This window comes from Chryseobacterium sp. CP-77, assembly GCF_036362765.1.
Taxonomy (GTDB): Bacteria; Bacteroidota; Bacteroidia; order Flavobacteriales; family Weeksellaceae; genus Chryseobacterium; species Chryseobacterium cupriresistens.
The window spans coordinates 2,984,741-3,004,896 of record NZ_CP143637.1 but is presented as its reverse complement, the minus strand read 5'-3'; the positions used below and the strand labels follow the sequence as shown (position 1 = coordinate 3,004,896).

General features: G+C 37.9%; 18 protein-coding genes. 10 read left to right on the top strand and 8 right to left on the bottom strand.

The genetic code is table 11. The features are described 5' to 3' along the window. Nucleotides 1–71: 71 nt before the first annotated feature. From V0410_RS13380 to V0410_RS13370, 3 genes are all read left to right on the top strand, one after another. Complete coding sequence (locus V0410_RS13380) at nucleotides 72–2,960, top strand: SusC/RagA family TonB-linked outer membrane protein (protein ID WP_330744018.1); 2,889 nt, start codon at nucleotides 72–74, stop codon at nucleotides 2,958–2,960. Nucleotides 2,961–2,985: 25 nt separating this feature from the next. Then, nucleotides 2,986–4,494, top strand: a complete 1,509-nt coding sequence (locus V0410_RS13375; RefSeq protein ID WP_330744017.1) for a RagB/SusD family nutrient uptake outer membrane protein — start codon at nucleotides 2,986–2,988, stop codon at nucleotides 4,492–4,494. A gap of 112 nt (nucleotides 4,495–4,606) precedes the next feature. Continuing rightward, nucleotides 4,607–6,433, top strand: a complete 1,827-nt coding sequence (locus V0410_RS13370) for an alkaline phosphatase (protein WP_330744015.1) — start codon at nucleotides 4,607–4,609, stop codon at nucleotides 6,431–6,433. Between the two features lie 137 nt (nucleotides 6,434–6,570). On the opposite strand, the gene V0410_RS13365 is transcribed toward V0410_RS13370, so the two are convergent. The 5 genes from V0410_RS13365 to V0410_RS13345 all read right to left on the bottom strand — a co-directional run bounded on the left by V0410_RS13365 (nucleotide 6,571) and on the right by V0410_RS13345 (nucleotide 11,745). Next, on the bottom strand, nucleotides 6,571–7,569 hold the full coding sequence (locus V0410_RS13365; RefSeq protein ID WP_330744013.1) for a phosphatidylinositol-specific phospholipase C: 999 nt from the start codon (nucleotides 7,567–7,569) through the stop codon (nucleotides 6,571–6,573). Between the two features lie 391 nt (nucleotides 7,570–7,960). Continuing rightward, nucleotides 7,961–8,656: a hypothetical protein gene (locus V0410_RS13360; RefSeq protein ID WP_330744012.1), complete on the bottom strand. Its 696-nt coding sequence runs from the start codon at nucleotides 8,654–8,656 to the stop codon at nucleotides 7,961–7,963. 63 nt (nucleotides 8,657–8,719) lie between these two features. Further along, nucleotides 8,720–9,940: a 3-phosphoshikimate 1-carboxyvinyltransferase gene (locus V0410_RS13355; RefSeq protein WP_330744010.1), complete on the bottom strand. Its 1,221-nt coding sequence runs from the start codon at nucleotides 9,938–9,940 to the stop codon at nucleotides 8,720–8,722. Between the two features lie 69 nt (nucleotides 9,941–10,009). Beyond that, the gene (locus tag V0410_RS13350; protein ID WP_047385875.1) at nucleotides 10,010–10,336 is read right to left on the bottom strand and encodes a nucleotide pyrophosphohydrolase; all 327 of its coding nucleotides are present in this window, start codon (nucleotides 10,334–10,336) and stop codon (nucleotides 10,010–10,012) included. Next, entirely contained in the window at nucleotides 10,336–11,745 is a 1,410-nt protein-coding gene (locus V0410_RS13345) for a hypothetical protein (protein WP_330744006.1), read from the bottom strand. Before V0410_RS13345 ends, V0410_RS13350 begins: the two co-directional genes overlap by 1 nt. Before the next feature lie 185 nt (nucleotides 11,746–11,930). On the opposite strand from V0410_RS13345, the gene V0410_RS13340 reads away from it, so the two are divergent. From V0410_RS13340 to guaB, 7 genes are all read left to right on the top strand, one after another. Beyond that, nucleotides 11,931–12,182: a type B 50S ribosomal protein L31 gene (locus V0410_RS13340; RefSeq protein ID WP_062702555.1), complete on the top strand. Its 252-nt coding sequence runs from the start codon at nucleotides 11,931–11,933 to the stop codon at nucleotides 12,180–12,182. Between the two features lie 104 nt (nucleotides 12,183–12,286). Further along, complete coding sequence (locus V0410_RS13335; RefSeq protein WP_330747697.1) at nucleotides 12,287–13,447, top strand: GlmU family protein; 1,161 nt, start codon at nucleotides 12,287–12,289, stop codon at nucleotides 13,445–13,447. A 99-nt stretch (nucleotides 13,448–13,546) separates the two neighbouring features. Further along, the gene (locus V0410_RS13330; protein ID WP_330744001.1) at nucleotides 13,547–14,056 is read left to right on the top strand and encodes an RNA polymerase sigma factor; all 510 of its coding nucleotides are present in this window, start codon (nucleotides 13,547–13,549) and stop codon (nucleotides 14,054–14,056) included. Continuing rightward, entirely contained in the window at nucleotides 14,031–14,720 is a 690-nt protein-coding gene (locus V0410_RS13325; RefSeq protein WP_137905651.1) for a hypothetical protein, read from the top strand. The genes V0410_RS13330 and V0410_RS13325 overlap by 26 nt, the downstream gene beginning before the upstream one ends. 16 nt (nucleotides 14,721–14,736) lie before the next feature. Further along, nucleotides 14,737–16,023, top strand: coding sequence for a DUF4252 domain-containing protein (locus tag V0410_RS13320; RefSeq protein WP_330743999.1), 1,287 nt, complete (start codon nucleotides 14,737–14,739; stop codon nucleotides 16,021–16,023). An 86-nt stretch (nucleotides 16,024–16,109) separates the two neighbouring features. Further along, the gene (locus tag V0410_RS13315; RefSeq protein WP_330743997.1) at nucleotides 16,110–16,814 is read left to right on the top strand and encodes a hypothetical protein; all 705 of its coding nucleotides are present in this window, start codon (nucleotides 16,110–16,112) and stop codon (nucleotides 16,812–16,814) included. Nucleotides 16,815–17,000: 186 nt separating this feature from the next. Next, the gene (guaB, locus tag V0410_RS13310; protein ID WP_330743994.1) at nucleotides 17,001–18,461 is read left to right on the top strand and encodes an IMP dehydrogenase; all 1,461 of its coding nucleotides are present in this window, start codon (nucleotides 17,001–17,003) and stop codon (nucleotides 18,459–18,461) included. A gap of 81 nt (nucleotides 18,462–18,542) precedes the next feature. Here guaB and V0410_RS13305 read toward each other — a convergent pair whose 3' ends face one another. The 3 genes from V0410_RS13305 to V0410_RS13295 all read right to left on the bottom strand — a co-directional run bounded on the left by V0410_RS13305 (nucleotide 18,543) and on the right by V0410_RS13295 (nucleotide 20,129). Further along, nucleotides 18,543–18,740 carry a KTSC domain-containing protein gene (locus V0410_RS13305; RefSeq protein WP_330743993.1) on the bottom strand — a complete coding sequence of 66 codons (198 nt, stop codon included), beginning with the start codon at nucleotides 18,738–18,740 and terminating at the stop codon, nucleotides 18,543–18,545. Between the two features lie 97 nt (nucleotides 18,741–18,837). Then, on the bottom strand, nucleotides 18,838–19,530 hold the full coding sequence (locus tag V0410_RS13300; protein ID WP_330743991.1) for a T9SS type A sorting domain-containing protein: 693 nt from the start codon (nucleotides 19,528–19,530) through the stop codon (nucleotides 18,838–18,840). A 5-nt stretch (nucleotides 19,531–19,535) separates the two neighbouring features. Continuing rightward, on the bottom strand, nucleotides 19,536–20,129 hold the full coding sequence (locus V0410_RS13295) for a phage tail protein (RefSeq protein WP_330743989.1): 594 nt from the start codon (nucleotides 20,127–20,129) through the stop codon (nucleotides 19,536–19,538). Nucleotides 20,130–20,156 lie beyond the last annotated feature (27 nt).

Here is a 20,156-nt window from a genome sequence, read left to right as displayed (position 1 = left end):
AAACATAAGAAAACCTTAATGAGGCATGGAAGCAGACTGATCTAATTTTGCACCTAATCAAAAAGGAGATCATGAATGTATTTAAAATCCCTGTATCCGTAACGTATTTAACGGGAAGGGTATTACTTATTGGTGCAATATCGGCTTCACCGATGTTCCTCGCTCAGAAAAAAGACAGCTTAAAAGAAAAATCCATCGACGAAATTGTTGTTGTCGGCTATGGAACACAGAAAAAAAGTAAAGTTTCCGGAGCCGTTTCGGAGGCTTCGCTGGATAAGCTAACCTCCAGATCTTTATCCGGAGTAGGAGAAGTTCTTCAGGGGAAAGCTCCCGGAGTAACTGTAGTGAACGAAGGTGGAGATCCTAACGGAGCACCGAAGGTCAATATTCGTGGTCTGGGAGGAATCAATGGAGAAACACCTTTGTATGTGGTGGATGGAGTGGTTTTCAACGGAACACCCTCTATCAATCCGAATGATATTCAGGATATTTCTGTACTTAAAGATGCCTCTGCGGCCATTTATGGAGCAAGATCTTCCGGCGGGGTTATTCTGATTACCACTAAAAAAGGGAAGAAAGGGAATCTAACAGTAGATTTTGATGTTAAGTACGGTGTAAACCAGGCATGGAGGCTGAAAGAATCCCTGAATGCGGCAGAATTTCAGGATGTGATGTACAAAGCCTATGAAAATGCTGGGAAACTGGGAAGTTTACCCATGGCTTTTAATCCTAATCAATATCCGGACGGAAGAATTACCAGAACAGACTGGATGAAAGAAATTTTCAGAACAGGAACTATTCAGGAATACAATGTAAATCTGAGTGGTGGAAGTGAAAAGTCCAGATATTTTGTGGGCATGAACCACAGAAGTCTTGAGGGAATTTTATTGAATACTCAGGCAAAACGATACAATTTCAGAGTCAATTCTGAACATAAAGTAAAAGACTGGCTGACGATCGGAGAAAATATGTACTATAACTATTCTGACGGCAATACAGCTGATACCAAAAGTGGATATACAGGTGCTTTGGTGGCGGCTATGTACTATCCGCCCAATGTTCCGGTCTATACACCCAGCGGTGCTTTTTCAGGACTGCCGATTGATGTGGCAGGTGGTTACGGAGATATGATCAATCCTGTTGCTTATCTTAAAAGAATCAGCATCAGAAATCCTACCCACGAGATTTTAATTAATCCTTATGCTGAAATTACACTGGCAAAAGATTTAAAATTCCGTTCCAATTTCTCACAGACTTTTAAGCTGGGGGATGTAAAAAACTTTACATACAGAGTACTTGAAGTAGGAAAAATTTTTGATACCAATAATCTGGAATACCAATCCAATAATTCATCTACAGCACTTGCAGAACAATTGTTAACCTATAAAATCTCAGCAGGACAGCATAATTTCGATTTCCTTGGAGGATTTACTTTTCAGAAAACGATTGATGATGGTTTTGTGGCAAAATCGTATGACTTCAGAAGTGAAGCTGAGGTTTTCCAGCACCTTCAGAATGCTGCGGATACCAATAAAGATGTTTCCAGTTACAGATTCAAACAATCTTTAGTTTCTTATCTGGCGAGAGTAAACTATGACTTTGCAGGGAAATATATTGTAAGTTTATTGGGAAGACGTGATGGTTCTTCACTCGTAGCAAAACAGAACAGATTTGCCAATTACTATGCGGTTTCCGGTGCATGGGTGGTTTCGAAAGAAAACTTTATGAAGGAGATTTCATGGCTTTCAAGTCTGAAACTGAGAGGAAGTTATGGTATTTTGGGGAATCTTGGAGGAATTTCACCACAGGCTGTGAATCCGTTGATGACCAGAGATAATAATGTCATTTTCGGTCAGGATCCTTCTCAGAATATTGCTTATTACGCAACCACACGTCCGAATCCCGATCTGAAATGGGGGAAATCTGAGCAAACCAACTTTGGAGTAGATGCTTCATTCCTTCACAACAGCCTTTCCCTACAGTTCGATTATTTCGTGAAAAATTCCAAAGATCAGATCTTCAATGTAAGCTTACCAAGTACGGCAACGTATAATAATCAGTATGTGAATGCCGGATTATTCCAGGATAAAGGATACGAATTGGGAATTAATTATAACAAAGTAGTTTCAGGTGATTTCACGTTCTCAATAGGAGCTACGATGAGTCAACTAAAAAATACGGTGAAGCAGCTTGCCAATGTGGATGAGATCTTTATCAATGATAACGGAGTAAGAGGTGTATTAAAGCCAACCCGTGTGAAAGTAGGCGATCCTTTGTATTCTTTCTATGGTTATAAGACCGGAGGAATTTTCCAGACTCAGGAAGAAATCAACAATTATAAAGATGCCAACGGAAATCTTATCCAGCCCAATGCCAAGCCGGGAGATATCAAATTCCTGAAAAAAGAAGGAAATACCGGAGTGCTTAATAATAATGACTTTGTTAATCTTGGAAGTCCATATCCTAAGTTCTCCTATGGCTTTTCATACAACATGACCTGGAAAAACTTTGATCTGAATTTATTCTTCCAGGGCGTTTACGGAAATAAAATTTTCAACGGAATGAAGTTTATTTCTTTGAATCCGGGCGGAACGGGACAAAACTATAATATGGACAGAGATATCCTGAATGCATGGACGCCTCAGAATACGAATACCGATATCCCAAGACTTGTACACGGTGATCCGAGTGGTAATTATTCCAAAGTATCAGATTTCTATGTGGAAGACGGATCTTACCTAAGGCTGAAAAACCTTACCATCGGATATTCATTACCAAAAGAATTGTACCATAAACTGGATGTAAACAAAGTGAGAGTGTATGTAACCACCAACAACCTGTTTACCATAACGAAATATACAGGATTTGATCCTGAAGTAGGAATGAACTCTTACGGAGTTGATACCGGAAGATATCCCCAGGCACGCTCATTCATCTTCGGAGTAGAGATCGGATTATAATTTTTAACCAACAAAAAGTAAAAAAATGAAATTTTTCAATAAAATATTGTTAGTATCAGGAATATCCGTAATGCTTTTGTCATGTACAGGCGAACTGGATGTTCAACCTGAAGGAACACCTACCGAAGCCAGCTTCTGGAAAACAGAAAACGATCTTATTACCGGGGCAAACGCGATGTACAAGCCTTTATTCGATGGTGAATTTTACGGCAGAGGTTTGTTCTGGTTTATCAATGCCAGTGATGATATGGTAACCGGAAGAGCAAAAAGTGAGGCGGATAACGCCAAAAACTTCAGCAGCAATTATATCGCGGCAGGTGATCTTGAAACCCAATGGAACAAAAGATATAATGTGATTGGAGTTGCGAACCGTGTGATCCGTAACGTTGATAATATTCAAACCTCTCAGGCAACAAAAAATAAATATCTGGGAGAAGCTCTGTTCATGAGCAGCAGAATGTATTTTGAACTTGCCTATTCTTATGGAAATGAAAAAGCAGGTGTTCCTATCATCGACCGTTCAAAAGATCCTGATCCTAACCCGATTCCAAGAGCAGCCAACGTAATGGAAAATTACACGTACATTGTCAATGACCTGAAAAGAGCTGCTGAATTATTACCTGCACAGGCAGAACTTCCTGCAAAGGATTACGGAAGACCTCATAAAGCGGCAGCCTGGGCATTGTTAGCAAAAGTATACCTGTTTATGAAAGACTGGAAGAATGCAGAATTCTGGGCTAATGAAGTAATGACCAAAGGAAACAGAGCCTTATTAGGTAATTTTGCAGATGTTTTTAAAGCTGAAAATAACTACAGCTCAGAATACATCTGGTCTGTTCCCGGAACTACAAAGTTTACTGCCTGGGGAAGTATTCTTCCGGGGGTAATGCTTGAAAATAAAGGCTGGGGAGAATATAACGGATGGGGATATTTCCAGCCAACAAAAGAGTTATTTGATGAATATGAAACCGGAGACCTTAGAAGAAGTGCTACCATTCTGAAAATTGGAGATAAATTTACCTTCAACGGAAAAGAAAGAACATACGCTTCTACCAATTCCCTTACCGGATATCAGTTCAATAAATATATGGATGCCTTCAAATATGAGTTGAAAAGTGGTCACGTGAGTGCCAACGGAGATTATCCGTGTACAGACCTTGCCGTTCCGATCATGCGTTACGCTGAGGTGATCCTGATCAAAGCAGAAGCTTTACTGATGCAGGGAAAATCTGCTGATCAGGAGATCAATATGATCAGAGCACGTGCAGGTTTATCTGCTAAAAACGGATGTACAATGGCTGATCTTAAACATGAAAGACGTTGCGAGCTGGCGGGTGAATGGGCAGACAGACACAGAGACCTTGTACGTTGGGGAGATGCGCAGGCGGCTTATGCTAAACCTCTGCATGGTATCAACGGACAGGTAGTCTGGGCCGCAAGAAACTTTAATCCGGCTGTACATAATGTTTGGGCAGTTCCACAGGCTGAAATCGTAAACAGTCATGGGATCATTAAACAAAATGAAGGCTGGTAAAATTTAATCTTTATCTACAAGCCGCTATATCATTGCAGAACTTTCTGTGATGATATAGTTTTTTCAAAGGCAGGCCTTTCCATCTGGTCTGTAAAATAATAACGTTAAACGAATGAAACTATCAAAAATATGGGCTGTACTGGCCCTGGCTGTTTTTTCTGAAAATCAGGCACAGAATTATTTAAAGTATAATGTAGGGAATGCGCATTCGCATAATGACTATATGCAGGATATCCCTTTCTGGCAGGCATATTATGCCAATTTCGGTTCTATAGAAGCAGATGTTTTTCCGGTAAAAGGCCAGCTTTGGGTTGCTCATACTGAAAAAGAACTTTCTCCGGACAGAACACTGGAAAGTCTTTATCTCGATAATATTTCAAAACAGATTAAGCTGAACAAAGGAAATGTCTATCCTGATGCTGGTAAGAAACTTCAGTTGCTGATTGATATTAAGCAGGATTATAAAACTTCACTGGCAGCTTTAGTGAGTACACTGGAAAAATACCCGGAGATTACCGGGAACACCGGAATTAAAATTGTCATTACCGGAGGAAGACCTCAGCCTGCAGATTTTAAGAGCTATCCCAACTATCTTTACTTTGACGGAGATATTGACCAAAATTATTCTGCAGATCAGTTGAAAAGAATCGGAATGTTCAGTGCAGATCTTCCGGGATTGGTAAAATGGAACGGGAAAGGAATTCCAAGGGATGAAGAAACCGCAAAAATTAAAAGTGTGGTTGACAAAGCTCATGTGAAGCAAAAACCTGTTCGTTTTTACGGAGCTCCGGATTTTCCGAATGCATGGGTAAATCTGATGGATTTGGGAGTAGATTATATCAATACCGATCATATTCCGGATCTTAAAAAATTCATGAACACGATTCCGAAAAATTTTTATAAGAATACAAAGGAATATGCCACTTATACTCCAACGTATCAGTCAGATGGTGTGGAGAAAAAAGTAAAGAATGTCATCCTTCTTATTCCGGACGGAACTTCTTTACCACAATATTATGCTGCCTTTACAGCTAATAAAGGGAAACTGAATGTTTTCAATATGAAATCCACAGGGCTTTCCAAGACCAATTCATCCAATGCCTATATTACAGATTCAGCACCGGGTTCTACAGCGTTCGCAACAGGAGTGAAAACCAAAAACACTTTTGTCGGAGTTGACAACATGGGAAAAGCACTGGCACAAATCCCTGATATCATTGCTGAAAAAGGAATGGTTTCAGGCCTGATTTCCACCGGAGATGTTACAGATGCAACGCCAGCTGATTTCTACGCTCATTCGGATAACAGAAACAGTTCGGAACCTATTCTGAAAGATTTTGCAGCTTCAAAAACGAAAATCCTGATCGGTGGCCCTACAAGTGGATTGTCTCAGGAAAATATGCAGAAATTTAAAGATGCCGGAATCGATCTCTATCAGGATTTGAAATCAGTAACGAAAATCAATAACCGTACGCTGGTTATTGATCCTCTGGCCTCACAAAGAATCAGCAATGGAAGAGGAAACTGGCTTGCAGATGCCTTTGATCTTACTTTAAATGATTTAAAGAACAATAAAAAAGGGTTCTTTATGATGATTGAAGCGTCGCAGACTGATGGAGGAGGGCATAGCAATAATATAGAACAGCTGGTGACAGAATTATTGGATTTCGACCATGTTGTAGGGAAAGCTATGAAATTTGCTGACGAAAATAAAGAAACCTTAGTGATTGTGGTGGGCGACCATGAAACCGGAGGTTTGACACTTTTGGATGGCAGTCTGAAAGAGGGTTGGGTATTCGGGAATTTCAGTACGAATGATCATACCTCTATTCCGTCAAGTGTTTTTGCGTACGGACCCAATTCAAAAGAGTTCACAGGATTATTTGAAAATACGGAAATCTTCAGCAAAATACTGACAGCTTACGGAATTCAGAAGTAGCTTTTGATTTACACTTTTTTACTTTTACAAAGAGAGACTGTTTCCATCTGAAGCAGTCTTTTTTCTCAATTTTCATTTTAAAAAAAGACTGTCTCAAAAATAGAGACAGCCTTTGAATAAATCTAACAAATAATAATTTAGAAATTGGTGTTAACGATCAATTGAGAAAGCTCAGCATTCACAAAATCAATAGGCATTATTCCGAATGTTCCCTGAGTATTGGTCTGGAAGAATGTTTTAAGTCTTGGATTGATATTATTGGATACGGTAGGAATGCTTGGGATCCCGAAGATTCCTGGTTTATAACCGCTGGTGAAATTCAAGAAAAGTTTGCCATTCGTATCAGTTTTAGCTTCGTTAAGCAGGCTGGAGATTGCATTCCACTTATCATCATTGTTGGTTACCTTGTAATAATCCTGAACTTTCAGCTGTACGCCTGAGTTATTGATGTCAAAAGTAGTATTGTCACCCCATGGTGAAGCGTTGATTCCCTTAGTCGTTCCTGAAGAGAATCTTCTTAATAATTTGATCTTTCCTCTTACAGCTCCCAGCGTGGGAATATTAGCTCCAAGATCCCATTTAGACGGATTTTTCTGAACATAAGAATCAAAAGTCTGTTCAAAAGTTCTGGTGGTGTTGGAAGCATCATATTCTTCTTTAACAGACATGATAATGGTTTCTGACGGATTGTTCTGAAGGAACGTATAACAGGCATTCAGTACATCATCAAAATTCATATTCTGATAAATTGCACCATGATGAATGGTGAAAGCATTGTCAATATGTCTGCAGCGGATATCCAGAAAACGTACACCTGCGTTCAGCTGTTCTGCAATGCTGAGGTCCTGGGTTTTAGCCGTACCTGATACAAGAGGGGCATCTATACGTGCTCCGGAATCATGAGTACCGGGAATTGATATTTTTGAAATAGAAATATTATCCTGAAGACCGGCCATCCAGCTATTCAGAGAAACAGGCAGTAATGAAGCTCTGCCAGCTGTTTTTGTTAAAGAAGCGACATTGTTTTCGTTGGAATCCCTTTCCAGGATACTGTCGTTTGAACAGGAAAAAAAGATGGATGCAGTAACCACTCCAAGAGTGATGGCTGTCATACGTTTCATGCTTTGTTTGAACATAGTTTTTTTATTTTTAAAGTAGCTTAAAAATAAGAATATATCAAAGCATTAGGAGTTAATTTAACTTTAAGAGATAATTAAGTTGGTTTAAAGTCAAGGAGCTGGAGAATGGATGATGGAAGTTTGATTTTCTTAACGCAAAGTTTATTTTTAATTCCGGAAATGTAGAGGAAGCAAAGATGAAATCAATAAAATTGATTTTTTCTAAGCTAATGTATAAAAAAGAAAGCTTCATGACCGACGTATGTCGGCCTCTTAGCTCATTTTACTACAACATTAGAATTAATTTAACTTTGCGTTAAAGAAATGTGGTTATAAAAAATCATAATAAATGAGTGTTGAAGTTCACCGTCAAAGAGTAACCTCTAGCGTCCAGCTTTAATCTCCTCTCTTAAAACACAAAATCCTCCTTCAACCCGGGAATTTTGAACTTGTGGTCTCCGATAAAGAAATTATTCATTTTAATAAGAGCCGGGAATTTATGAGTAAATTCTTTATGCGAGTTTTCGGGTAGTTTGGTTTCATCATCACAGGATGAATATTCTCTGTCAACAATTACTTGGCCTGTAGAAAAATTGATTTCATTCGTAAAACTGAAATCACAGGTATCTTCAAAATGATCGTACAAACCTATCAGATAAAAATCTCCGTTCTGAAATCTGAAGGTATGTTTATATTTCTGGGTATGCCTTGAATTGGTAAAAAACAGCTGTTCGATAACAAGACAGTTATTTTTTATATTGATTGAAAGAGTATTATCGGAAGGATAAAATCCGAATCCGCTTGAAAAAATGATATCAGAATTTTCTTTCCATAGTTTCAGACCACTGTTTTCCTTTTTCAGAATATAGAAAACCCTTTTATAGTCACTTGTACCTTCCGGGTTCTGCTCGTATGATGCTTTTATATTCGTATTAAATACAAGGACCGTTTCATCTTTTCCATCTTTGTCAAGATCGCCTTTGGCTTCTGCAATCTGAGTATAACCCTTCGGAACCGAAAAACTTTTCAGCTTCTGAGCAGATAAGCTCGTCACAGATAAGAATATCAAAAAGTGAATGACAGATTTCATGATTATCAGTATCATTAAAAATGTGGTAATCCGAAATAAAAATCATTTTTCAAATTACCACATCTTTATATTGTTAAATTAATGAGTCAGTATACTTTCAAGATCTTTCCAGAACATTGGGTAAGACTTTTCTACCACATCTTCATCTTCAATATTGAGTTCTTTAATCAGGCAGAACGGAGCGAAACTCATCGCCATTCTGTGATCCTGATAGGTCTTGATCGAAATATGGTCTTGTGCTTCTCCAAAACTGGTTGATTTAATCGTTAGATCTGTGATTTCTGTTTCGGTACCCAGTTTTTTAAGCTCATTATATAAGGCAAGAAGCCTGTCTGTTTCCTTTACTCTTAAAGTTCCCAGTCCGGAAATTTCAAAAGGAATTTTTAAGGCTGCGGCTGTTACGCAAAGAGTTTGTGCAATATCCGGACAGTTGTTCATATCCAGGACAATTTTTTCCGGGAAAGAAAAGCCGGGCTGAGGTTCCAGCGTTAATTGATGCTCATCTTCAGAAAAAGTAGTTTTAATCCCGAAGAACTTTTCGTAGATATCAGCAATGGCAGAATCTCCTTGTGTGGATTCTTTATAAAAACTTTTCAGATGAATTGTTTTTCTTCCCAACGCACAGATAGAGTAGAAGTAAGAAGCCGAACTCCAGTCGCTTTCCACTTCATAATGTACTACTGCGGAATTGTCAGGAGTGAAAGGTTCTACTTTGATGGTATTTCCTTCAAAACTGCTTTGGATTCCAAACTTTGTAAGAATATCAAGCGTCATTTCAATATAAGATCTTGAAGTAACGTCGCCCACAAGATTAATCACCAATCCATTCTCAAGTTTTCCGGCAATAAGAAGCAGTGAAGTGATAAACTGGCTTGAGATATTCGCAGGAACATTTACCGAAGTCTGGGTGATTTTTCTTCCTGTAATTTTTAAAGGAGGAAATCCTTCATTCTCCATATATTCAATTTCCACTCCAAGATCCCTCAATGCACTTACCAGATTTTTGATTGGTCTTTCTTTCATTCTTCCGGAACCTGTAAGAACAGTTGTCTTTCCTTCCTGAATAGAATAATAAGAAGTAAGAAAACGCATCGCCGTTCCTGCATGGTGGATGTCCACGGTTTCTGTGTTCTCAGATAATGCTTTTTTCAGCAGCTGAGTATCCTGGGAATTGGATAAATTCCCGATTTTTATATTACTAAACAGGCTTTCCAGAATCAATAAACGATTCGAAATACTCTTCGAACCGCTGATCTGTACTGTTTTATCTCCCGATAATTTTGATTTTTCTAGCTTCATTATGATCTACATTTCTAAAAAAATAATGAGTTACAAATTGATGTGGTATTCATAACTCATCATTTATATTTATTTCAATTTTTCGTTGTTCTGATGCCGGTCTTTATCACGGTCAGTTTTTATTTTCATTTTTCTGTCGAAAGCATCCTGCAGATTAACTCCGGTTTGATTGGCTAAACATAATGTTACAAAAAGCACATCTGCCAGTTCTTCCCCAAGATCTTTAGTCTTATCACTTTCCTTCTCGCTTTGTTCGCCATATCTTCTGGCAATGATTCTTGCTACTTCACCTACTTCTTCTGTCAGCATTGCCATATTGGTAAGTTCATTAAAGTATCTTACTCCAATGGTTTTGATCCATTCATCTACCTGCTGCTGTAACTGTGTAATTTCCATTATTGATAAGCTCCTAGAGTTGGGTTGGTGGTTCTGGAAACATTCACAATATCAAAAGGTACCGTTGCTGCAACAGCTGCATTTCCTTTTCCAAGAGCCGGAGAACCTGGTTTTACCCTTAAATTCATTTTAGCCATAAAATAATTGACAAACTGTGGTTCTGCATTCTTGACCGTTTGTATCACATTCGGATTATTGTCAAAAGTGAAGCCGGATCCTGTTGCACTGGTATATTTGATTAATGAATTTTGAAGTAAGAATTCAAACTGCTGGCCTGGGGTTTGTTCGAAATGAACCGCATCATCCCGGTCAGAATACACAATACTGTTTTTGATGTCAAGAAGCTGCAAAGCGCCCTGCTGTGATTGCCCGGCATCATTTTTCCATTCATTGGCTGCAAAAATTCCTGCTCTGTCAAAAGAACTCATCGTCCTGGAGTAATTGGCAATCGTAGCGTGAGTATAGCTATGTTTTCCACCAAGGAAAATACCGATACATGATAAACCGCAATTGTTCATGACAAGATTATTGGCATTCACGGTAGAACCCACGGCATAAATTCCGTATTCAAAGAAAGTATGGATGAAGGAATTGGTGATGGTAGCATTGGTTTGCTTCATATCCAGTCCTCTCGTCCCTCCGAAAAGTCTTGCATGGTTCATCTTAAGGGTAGAATTGGCCTCCATTTTAATAGAATTCCAGTTTTTAGGAATCGTATCATAATAAGGATCATTCCTGTCTCCGCGAAGAATAACCTGATCCGCCTGAGTACCGTTAATATTTAAGACCGCTCCCGAAGAAACTTTCATTCCGCTGTTTTTGTGGAAGTATACTTTCGTTCCGGGATTGATATCCAATGTTATATTAGGATTAATGGTAAGATTTCCGTAGATAATCTTTGCTTTATCATTATTCCATGTTGTGGAACTGGTAATTACATTCGGGTTGCCAGGAGTCTGAATAAAAAATTCGGCATCCTGAACAACAGAAAATAAAGTTACATGCTGTTGTCCTGTTGGACCGGTAAAAAGAACTTTGTCTTCCGCTATGGCCTCCGGTCCTGTAGCTTCCGGGGCAATTTCAACAAAAATATAAAGACTGTCTTTCTTTCTTAAAGGAACATTCTTAAAATCATATCCCGGTTTTCCATCTACATTGATCCTATATAATGAAGCGGCTCCTTTTTCAAGGTTCACTCTTGGGATCATAATATCCTTATCTTCATTATTATATACTTTCACAACATAAGTTTCTGAACGTACCTGATGGTATACCGTATCACAAAATACCGTATCTCTTGAGAAACGAAGCTCCTGCGTAGGGCTGTCAAACGTTATGTCATCTTTATTACATGATACTGCTACAAGTAACATCCAGAAGGAAAAAGCCAGTAATAATTTGAATTTCATTGAAATTAAAGTTTAAGTAAGTTCCAAATTTAACGAAAATACTTTGAATTTCTTATTAATAAAAAAATATTGAATTCAGTATTTGGAATTTTAAAAAAATGTTGTATTTTTGCAACCTAAAATTTAGCAGAGAAATATCCATTACTATTTCGAAAGCAAACTTTAATTTTTTTAAAAATAGTATTATGAAAAACGGAATCCACCCAGAAAATTATAGACTTGTTGTTTTCAAAGATATGAGTAACGACGAGATGTTTCTTTGCAAGTCTACTGCAGAAACAAAAGACACTATCGAGTACGAAGGACAAGAGTATCCTCTAATCAAAATGGAAATCTCTTCAACTTCTCACCCTTTCTACACTGGTAAAGTAAAACTAGTTGACACTGCAGGTAGAGTTGATAAGTTCATGAACAAGTATAAAAAATTCGCTAAGTAATTTTTATACATTTAAAATATTAAAGTCTTCCAATTTTTGGGAGACTTTTTTTATTGTAAATTTGTTGATCTTGAATTTTAAACCTTAAACTTAAAAACTGAATGATGCAGTTGGTATTTTCAGACGCACAATATTGGGAAGATTTTCTTCCGCTTACTTTTACCCGCCCGGTTGCTGCGATGCGATGCGGAATCCTTACATTTTCTGAAAGATGGCAGAAAATACTTGAAAACACTGAGGTAACTTATTTCACAGAAATATACCTTCAGGATAAATTTAAAAGCCCGGAAGAAAAAGAAAGTCTTTTTCTTGTTCCGAATTTCCTGCCAACAGAAACCGTGATTCAACAGATTAAAGACCTTAAGCAAGGGGAAGCACTGGTGTATGAAGACGAATTAATCGCCGCAAAAATCAATATGAAAGGTTTTTCTCTGAACCAGATTGAGAAAATGACGGATATTAAGGAAGATCTTGTTTTCTTTAAAAGACCAAAAGATCTGTTTACCTATAACCATCATGCGATTGACTTTGACTTTGAGCTTCTTACCAAAGGAAAAACCTCACAGGAGCTGTCTTCAACCAATGGTTTCTTAGGTGATAAAAAAGATCTGTTTATAGAAGAAGGAGCTTATGTTGAATTCTCTACCATCAATACAAAAACAGGTAAGATTTATATCGGTAAAAATACTGAAGTGATGGAAGGTTGTCATCTTCGCGGGCCAATCGCCCTTTGTGATGATTCCAAATTTAATCTTGGGGCTAAAATTTATGGAGCTACCACAATCGGTCCTCACTGTAAAGTAGGTGGGGAAGTGAATAATATCATTATATTCGGATACTCCAGTAAAGGACATGAAGGTTTTGTAGGTAACTCTGTGATTGGCGAATGGTGTAATTTCGGAGCGGATACCAATTCTTCAAACATGAAAAATAACTATGGTAATGTGAAATTCTGGAACTACAGAACAAAATCATTTGAAGATACGGGATTACAGTTTGCAGGTCTGATTATGGGTGATCATTCCAAAACAGCCATCAATACCCAATTGAATACAGGAACGGTAATTGGAGTAGCTTCGAATATCTTCAAACCAGGTTTTCCGCCTAATCTTGTAGAAAACTTTTCATGGGGCGGATTGAAAGGTGATGAAAGATTCAAGCTTGATAAAGTGTATGAGGTAGCAGAAAGAGCTATGGCAAGGAGAAAAGTTGCTTTAACAGAAGAAGATAAAGCGATTCTGAAACATATTTTTGACACGTATTAATTCGATTATAATAAAAACTTCAAATTTTTTTGAAGTTTTTTTATTTTTGATGTAATAGATAAGTAACTGCAATTGTCTTACCTATAAGAAACAAAACTCATGACCCAAGAAACTTTCAAGAATACGGTGTTTATTCTCAAAGACGAGATGTATCGTTTTGCGAAACGGTTTGTCATGAGCAGTGATGAAGCGGAAGATGTAGTACAGGATCTCATGATGAAGTTTTGGCAGAAGAAGGATGAGCTTGAGCAATTCGGGAATTTTAAATCCTATGCGCTGAAGTCGGTCCGGAACGAATGCCTGAACAGATTGAAGCATCACGACGTAAAGATCGGCTTTGCGGATATGCAGCTTCACCGCTCGGAGCTTTACAGTATGGAAGTTGATAACCTTAAGGAACATATTGTAGGATTTATCAATCAGCTCCCTGAGAAACAGAAGATGGTCATCCACTTGAAAGATGTAGAAGAATATGATGTTTCCGAAATTTCTGAAATGCTGGAAATGGAGGAAAATGCAGTAAGGGTAAACCTGATGCGTGCGAGACAAAAAGTAAAAGAACAAATCTCACAACTGATGAGCTATGAAAAAAGATCAATTACAAGATAAATACGACGAAGTCTTCCGGGAGATCAAGGAAGAAAAAATGGACTGGAGCTTTGAGGATTTTCTTCAGACTGCAGAAAGTACGGAACCTGAACAGGATGCTGTACCTATTATTCCATTGGAAGAAAAAAAGAAACCCTCTTTTCCCAAATGGTTCTGGATGGCCGCCAGTGTGATGCTGGTCTTCGGAATCGGCTTATTTCTTAATGATAATAATTCCGGTACAGCAGATGTGCAGGACAGAGAAAAACTGGTAAAAGATGAAATCTTAAAACAAAAGTCCGGGTTTATGGAAGAAAACAGTGATCACCAGGAACAGGTAGCGGTGAATCATACCGATTCTATTTCCGGAGTGAAAAAAGATTCTGTTTTTCAGGATAACCAGGTGGCAGAAAAAGATGTAATGGATGATATTCTGCCAAAAAGAGGAAGGCTTAAGAAAGAAAGAAAACCCAGATATGTTGATAATTCTTCCTTCCCGGGTAAAAATTTAAATGATTCTGCAACAGCATACAATGACTCATATGTCATTGTAAACGGAAAAAGAATCAGCAGTGAAAAAGAAGCCATAGATGTTGCAAAATACTCCTTTATGAAACTAGGAAGTGAGTTAAAAAAAACAGTAGCATCTTCTCAAAAAAATGAAAATCTTGACAGCGAATACTAAAAATCAGATCAATCTCATGAAAAAAATATTTTTTATAATAGCCATAATGCTGAGCAGCTTTGCAACTTATTCTGCACAGACTGAGAAATTAGACAAGCTTTTTCAGGATTTTGAAAAAAGAGGAAGAGTAACCTCTATCAACATCAAAAAACCGATGTTCAAGCTATTGAATACCATTGATGTTAATGATGCCTATATCGGAAAGATAAAACCTATACTGAACGATGTAGAGGGGCTTAAAATTCTGATTATTCCTAAAATTACTTTCCCGGATCGTTTAAAAGATGAAAATCTTGCGAACATAAAAATGAATGAAGAAAAAACAGAGAGAATAAACAAGGCTTTAAACGCTCTCAACTTCAATGAGCTGATGTCCATGAGCAGTAACGGAACTTCTATGAAATTTCTGGCTGAGGAGGAAAAAGACAATTATCTGGAGAATCTGGTTTTTAATGTGGATTCCAAGGAAGAGAATATCATTTTTATCCTCAATGGAAAGATGAAGCTGTCGGATGTTAATAAGATCATTAATTCTGGTGAAACAATTACATCTTCTGTGACGAGTTCTGTAAGAAATGACCTTACATCAGGCAATACCTCTTCTTATCTGAATGGAGATAACAGGAATGTAGGCCAGTTTTCAAAAATAGATGCCAGCGTGGGAGTAAATGTTACCTTCAAGCAGGAAAATACCAGCAGCGTAAAAGTAATTGCAGATGCAGATAAACTTCAATATGTTATCACCAAGGTGGAGGACGGAGTATTGAAAATATACGTAGACAATAAAGGAGTCCGTAATCTGAGATTTAAAAATCTTAATGTTAATGTTTCTGCTCCTTCACTTCAAAGTATCAAGACTTCATCAGGAAGTATTTTTACAGCAGTGAATCCTGTTAATGAAAACAGTATGGAGATTGAAGCAGAGTCAGGTTCAATTATTAAAGGAACTTTCAATGCGAGACAGGCTGCCAATGTTACAGCGAGTTCCGGGGCTGTTTTGACTGCTGAACTTACCACGCAGAAATTGGCTTTGGATACCTCGAGCGGAGCAAGCGTAAAATTATCCGGTCAAGCCGTTTCCGCCGTCATAGAAACGAGCAGTGGTGCTTCGTGTAAAGCAGATGACCTTAAAATTGCCACTGCAGTAGCAGAATCTACTTCGGGAGCAAGTCTTTCGTTGCTGGTTACAGATAAGCTGAAAGTAAATGTTTCTTCAGGAGCCGATGTAAAATTGAAAGGAAACCCTGAGCTGGATGCTAAAGTGGATAAAATTTCAGGAGGAAGCCTAAGACAAATCAAGTAAAAACTAAATGATATCAACGTCCCAAAAAGACCTAATTCCGCTGCTGTTCAATAATCCTGATAACTAATCTCCAAAACTTTTAACGCATGGAAAAATTAATAAGAGAAGTCCGGGTCCTTAAAATCTACGCCGCTGTACTTACCGTACTATGTGTAATGTTTTTCTTTCTTGCTTTTAAAAATCAGTCTTCCAACGAACGTTTCAAAGAAATAGATGTAGAACGTATCAATATCGTTGAGAAAGATGGAACTTTAAAGATGGTTATCAGTAATAAGGAGCGCCAGCATCCCGGATTGGTGAATCATAAGGAAATGAAACCCCGTGAAAGAGAAGCAGGACTTATTTTTTTCAATTCCCTGGGAGATGAATGTGGAGGGCTTGTGTATGACGGCAATGAGAAAGAATCCGGAATGGTCTATTCTGTAGACCAGAGAAATACAGATCAGATTATGCAGCTTCAGTATTTTGAAGGTTCAGGAAAAGACAAAAAAAGAGTATATGGTTTAAAACTCTGGGATCGACCTGATGATTTCCCGATGGAGGATATTATTAAGGCTGCTGATTCTATCAGGAAACTGAAAAATCCGGAAGCTTCTAAAAAAGCATTCGCACAACTACAGGAAAAAGGTAAACTGGGAAGTGAACGCTTTTTTGCAGGCAAGACAGCCAATGGTGACGTAGGCATATTTATCCGCGATAATAAAGGGAAAGTAAGATTACAATTATACATCGATAAAAATAATCAGACCCATATTGAGAATATTGATGAAAATGGAAGTCTCATCAAATAGATCTTACTGGCCCAATTTAACCTATAATAAAGTAGTTTCAAACTTATTCAATTATTTTGTACCGTAACCGTTCTCACAAAAGGGCGATTTTTCGATTTAAGTTATTGATTATTAAATTTTATTTAAACTATCAAAAAGGATTTTCATATCTCACCAAAATAACCTAATTTTGCAAAGAAAGTAAAGATGTCTATTCATAACAAAATTGTAGAGACAGCCATCACTTTCGATGACGTTCTTCTAGTCCCTTCTTATTCAGAAGTTTTACCTAACCAGGTTTCATTAAAATCAAGACTTACCGACAAAATCACGCTGAATGTTCCGATAGTTTCCGCTGCGATGGACACTGTTACTGAAGCTGATCTGGCCATTGCTTTAGCAAGAGTCGGAGGGTTAGGATTTATCCACAAAAACATGACAATCGCTGAGCAGGCAGCTCAGGTAAACCGCGTAAAACGTTCCGAAAACGGAATGATTTCTGATCCGGTTACGCTATCTAAAGATCATACTTTAGGGGAAGCTAAAGATCTTATGTCAAGATATAAGATTTCCGGCCTTCCGGTAGTGGATGCTGATAATGTTCTGATCGGAATTATTACCAACAGAGATGTAAAATATCAGGAAAATCTTGATATGAAAGTGGAAGAGATTATGACCAAAGATAATCTGATCACTTCAGATAAAGATACCAACCTTGAAAAGGCTAAAGAAATCCTTCTTAAAAACAGAGTTGAAAAACTTCCTATCGTAGATAAAGATAACAAACTTGTAGGTTTAATTACGATCAAGGATATCGATAATCAGTTGGAATACCCTAATGCTAATAAGGATCAAAACGGACGTCTTATCGTAGGAGCCGGAGTAGGTGTAGGAGAAGATACATTAGCGAGAATTGAGGCTTTGGTACAGGCTGGAGTTGATATTGTAGCCATTGATTCTGCACATGGTCATTCTAAAGGTGTTTTAGATAAAATTTCAGAAATCAGAAAAGCATATCCAGAACTTGATATTGTAGGAGGAAACATTGTAACAGCAGATGCAGCCAAAGACCTTATCGCTGCCGGAGCAAACGTATTGAAAGTAGGGGTAGGGCCAGGATCTATCTGTACAACCAGAGTAGTTGCCGGAGTAGGTGTTCCACAGTTATCCGCAATTTATAACGTTTACGAGTATGCGAAATCTCAGAATGTAGCAGTAATTGGTGACGGAGGTATTAAACTTTCAGGAGATATTGTAAAAGCCATCGCCAGTGGAGCAGGTGCTGTAATGTTAGGTTCACTTTTAGCAGGTACAGATGAGGCTCCGGGAGAAGAAATTATCTTCCAGGGAAGAAAATTCAAATCTTATCAGGGAATGGGTAGTCTTTCAGCAATGAAGAGAGGCGGTAAAGAAAGATATTTCCAAAGCGAGGCTAAAAAGTTTGTTCCGGAAGGAATTGAAGGAAGAGTTCCGCATAAAGGAAAACTGGAAGATGTTATTTTCCAGCTGACAGGAGGTTTAAGAGCCGGTATGGGATACTGTGGAGCAAAAGATATTGAAACACTTCAAAAAGATTCCAAGCTGGTAATGATTACAGGAAGCGGATTGAAAGAATCCCACCCTCATGATGTAATTATCACGCAGGAAGCCCCAAATTATTCTTTATAAAATTATAATTGAATTTAAATATGAAAAATCGCACAATATGTGCGGTTTTTTTATTTAAATTATCTTATTGTTAGGATTACTTTATTCAATCTTCCTGTACTTAAACCTGGGTTTAATAACTTTATTAAGAAATTGTCCCTTGGATCTGGCTTTTTTAAAATTCTCTATAATCTCAGGAGGTACCTTAAGATAGTCATAAACTGCTCCTGACTGATATATAATTCTTAATATTTCAGTATCCGGAAAATAGATGAAATGATTGACAACACTTGAAGGCATACTTCATTTCATGCAAAAAACATTCCTCGCCATAAAATAAAAAGCTTCCGGAATATCCGAAAGCTTCAGTAATTGATTCTTGAAACAGAATAATACTTTATTTTTTCACGAATTTAAATTGATGTATCTGAAAATTCCGGGTATTTATTTTTAATATATATCCTCCGGGAACAAGTTGTGAAACATCAATCTTGGAATCAAACATTTCTGATTTTACCAGGCGTCCGTCAATATTGTAAATCTCGATGGTTAACCCATCGTCAATACCGGAAATAGTAATAAAATCAACCACAGGATTAGGGAAAATCTGAATTTTATTTTTTGAAAAGTCTGAAGTGCCTAATGTAGTGGTCTGTACATCACCTGTCATGGTGGAGTTTACTGCAGTAAGATTTCCTCCACATTGCCCGTTAGTCATTGCTGTATTTTCAACCCAGGTTCCGACATTGTTACCGGGAGGTATCGGAACAGAATTATTACCTGTTGAGTTATAATAAATCAGATAAGGAGTCGTAAAAGTTCCGTTTCCTTCATCACCAAGAAATTCCCATCTTGTAAGAGCATTGTTCCATTGGATTTTAAATTCACAGGTGCCTAATCCGCTACAATCTTGTCCGCCGTCAATAGGACTGGTCATGTAGATGTTCTTACTAAAGGCATCTACTCCTGTTTTGTTAAATACATACGTATTAGGCGGGCTATCAAACAGATTGGGACATCCACTGAAAGTTATTGTCTGTGTAAAAGCTGAGCTTCCTATAACAAGACATAATAAGTAAAGAATTTTCATAACGATTAGTTTTGAGATGGATAGACTCCTGCTAATGCAATGATACATTTCAGCGTAATAAACGGAGGTCTGTTTTCGTGAGGCTGGCTTCCTCCTGTGCTTCCTACCATTGTGTTTTTCATGGTCGTATTTGCCGCTGCATCGGAATATTCTTTGTCGAGTGTTTTGGTGTCTGCCGGAAGATTATTGGTGGGAGAATTTTGATTTCCTTCCGTCGTTACAGCATTCACAGTATGATTATGAGCCGGCATTTGTGTTATCAATAATGTTACACTCTCAGTTCCGCCGGTTTCTCCCATAGTATACATTGTAGGGCCGCCCGGAGCCTGTCCGTTATGAACGAGTACTCTTCCCCGCATATCAGGTAGAGCAAATGTGGTGGTTCCGTTTCCTCCATAAGTGGTTCCTAACAGTGAAAAAAGTGCTTGATTTTGCGCGATGGGCAGAAGCTGCCCATTACATTCTGCCCAGTATTTTGGAGCAAAATTATAAGGTACAAAGGCTATTTGCCCTAAAAATGGTTCTGATGCCTGTGCTTTTAGGGCAGGGGCAAATGCACTGCCTATCAGCAGTGTACATGCAAAAATTAAGTTTTTCATGATAGCAAGAATTTTAAGTAGTATAAA

What these genes read in the sequence shown, in the direction of transcription:
- V0410_RS13380 (WP_330744018.1), top strand. Translation starts at nt 72, where the DNA reads ATGAATGTATTTAAAATCCCTGTATCCGTAACGTATTTAACGGGAAGG.
- V0410_RS13375 (WP_330744017.1), top strand. Translation starts at nt 2,986, where the DNA reads ATGAAATTTTTCAATAAAATATTGTTAGTATCAGGAATATCCGTAATG.
- V0410_RS13370 (WP_330744015.1), top strand. Translation starts at nt 4,607, where the DNA reads ATGAAACTATCAAAAATATGGGCTGTACTGGCCCTGGCTGTTTTTTCT.
- V0410_RS13365 (WP_330744013.1), bottom strand. Translation starts at nt 7,569, where the DNA reads ATGTTCAAACAAAGCATGAAACGTATGACAGCCATCACTCTTGGAGTG.
- V0410_RS13360 (WP_330744012.1), bottom strand. Translation starts at nt 8,656, where the DNA reads ATGATACTGATAATCATGAAATCTGTCATTCACTTTTTGATATTCTTA.
- V0410_RS13355 (WP_330744010.1), bottom strand. Translation starts at nt 9,940, where the DNA reads ATGAAGCTAGAAAAATCAAAATTATCGGGAGATAAAACAGTACAGATC.
- V0410_RS13350 (WP_047385875.1), bottom strand. Translation starts at nt 10,336, where the DNA reads ATGGAAATTACACAGTTACAGCAGCAGGTAGATGAATGGATCAAAACC.
- V0410_RS13345 (WP_330744006.1), bottom strand. Translation starts at nt 11,745, where the DNA reads ATGAAATTCAAATTATTACTGGCTTTTTCCTTCTGGATGTTACTTGTA.
- V0410_RS13340 (WP_062702555.1), top strand. Translation starts at nt 11,931, where the DNA reads ATGAAAAACGGAATCCACCCAGAAAATTATAGACTTGTTGTTTTCAAA.
- V0410_RS13335 (WP_330747697.1), top strand. Translation starts at nt 12,287, where the DNA reads ATGCAGTTGGTATTTTCAGACGCACAATATTGGGAAGATTTTCTTCCG.
- V0410_RS13330 (WP_330744001.1), top strand. Translation starts at nt 13,547, where the DNA reads ATGACCCAAGAAACTTTCAAGAATACGGTGTTTATTCTCAAAGACGAG.
- V0410_RS13325 (WP_137905651.1), top strand. Translation starts at nt 14,031, where the DNA reads ATGAAAAAAGATCAATTACAAGATAAATACGACGAAGTCTTCCGGGAG.
- V0410_RS13320 (WP_330743999.1), top strand. Translation starts at nt 14,737, where the DNA reads ATGAAAAAAATATTTTTTATAATAGCCATAATGCTGAGCAGCTTTGCA.
- V0410_RS13315 (WP_330743997.1), top strand. Translation starts at nt 16,110, where the DNA reads ATGGAAAAATTAATAAGAGAAGTCCGGGTCCTTAAAATCTACGCCGCT.
- guaB (WP_330743994.1), top strand. Translation starts at nt 17,001, where the DNA reads ATGTCTATTCATAACAAAATTGTAGAGACAGCCATCACTTTCGATGAC.
- V0410_RS13305 (WP_330743993.1), bottom strand. Translation starts at nt 18,740, where the DNA reads ATGCCTTCAAGTGTTGTCAATCATTTCATCTATTTTCCGGATACTGAA.
- V0410_RS13300 (WP_330743991.1), bottom strand. Translation starts at nt 19,530, where the DNA reads ATGAAAATTCTTTACTTATTATGTCTTGTTATAGGAAGCTCAGCTTTT.
- V0410_RS13295 (WP_330743989.1), bottom strand. Translation starts at nt 20,129, where the DNA reads ATGAAAAACTTAATTTTTGCATGTACACTGCTGATAGGCAGTGCATTT.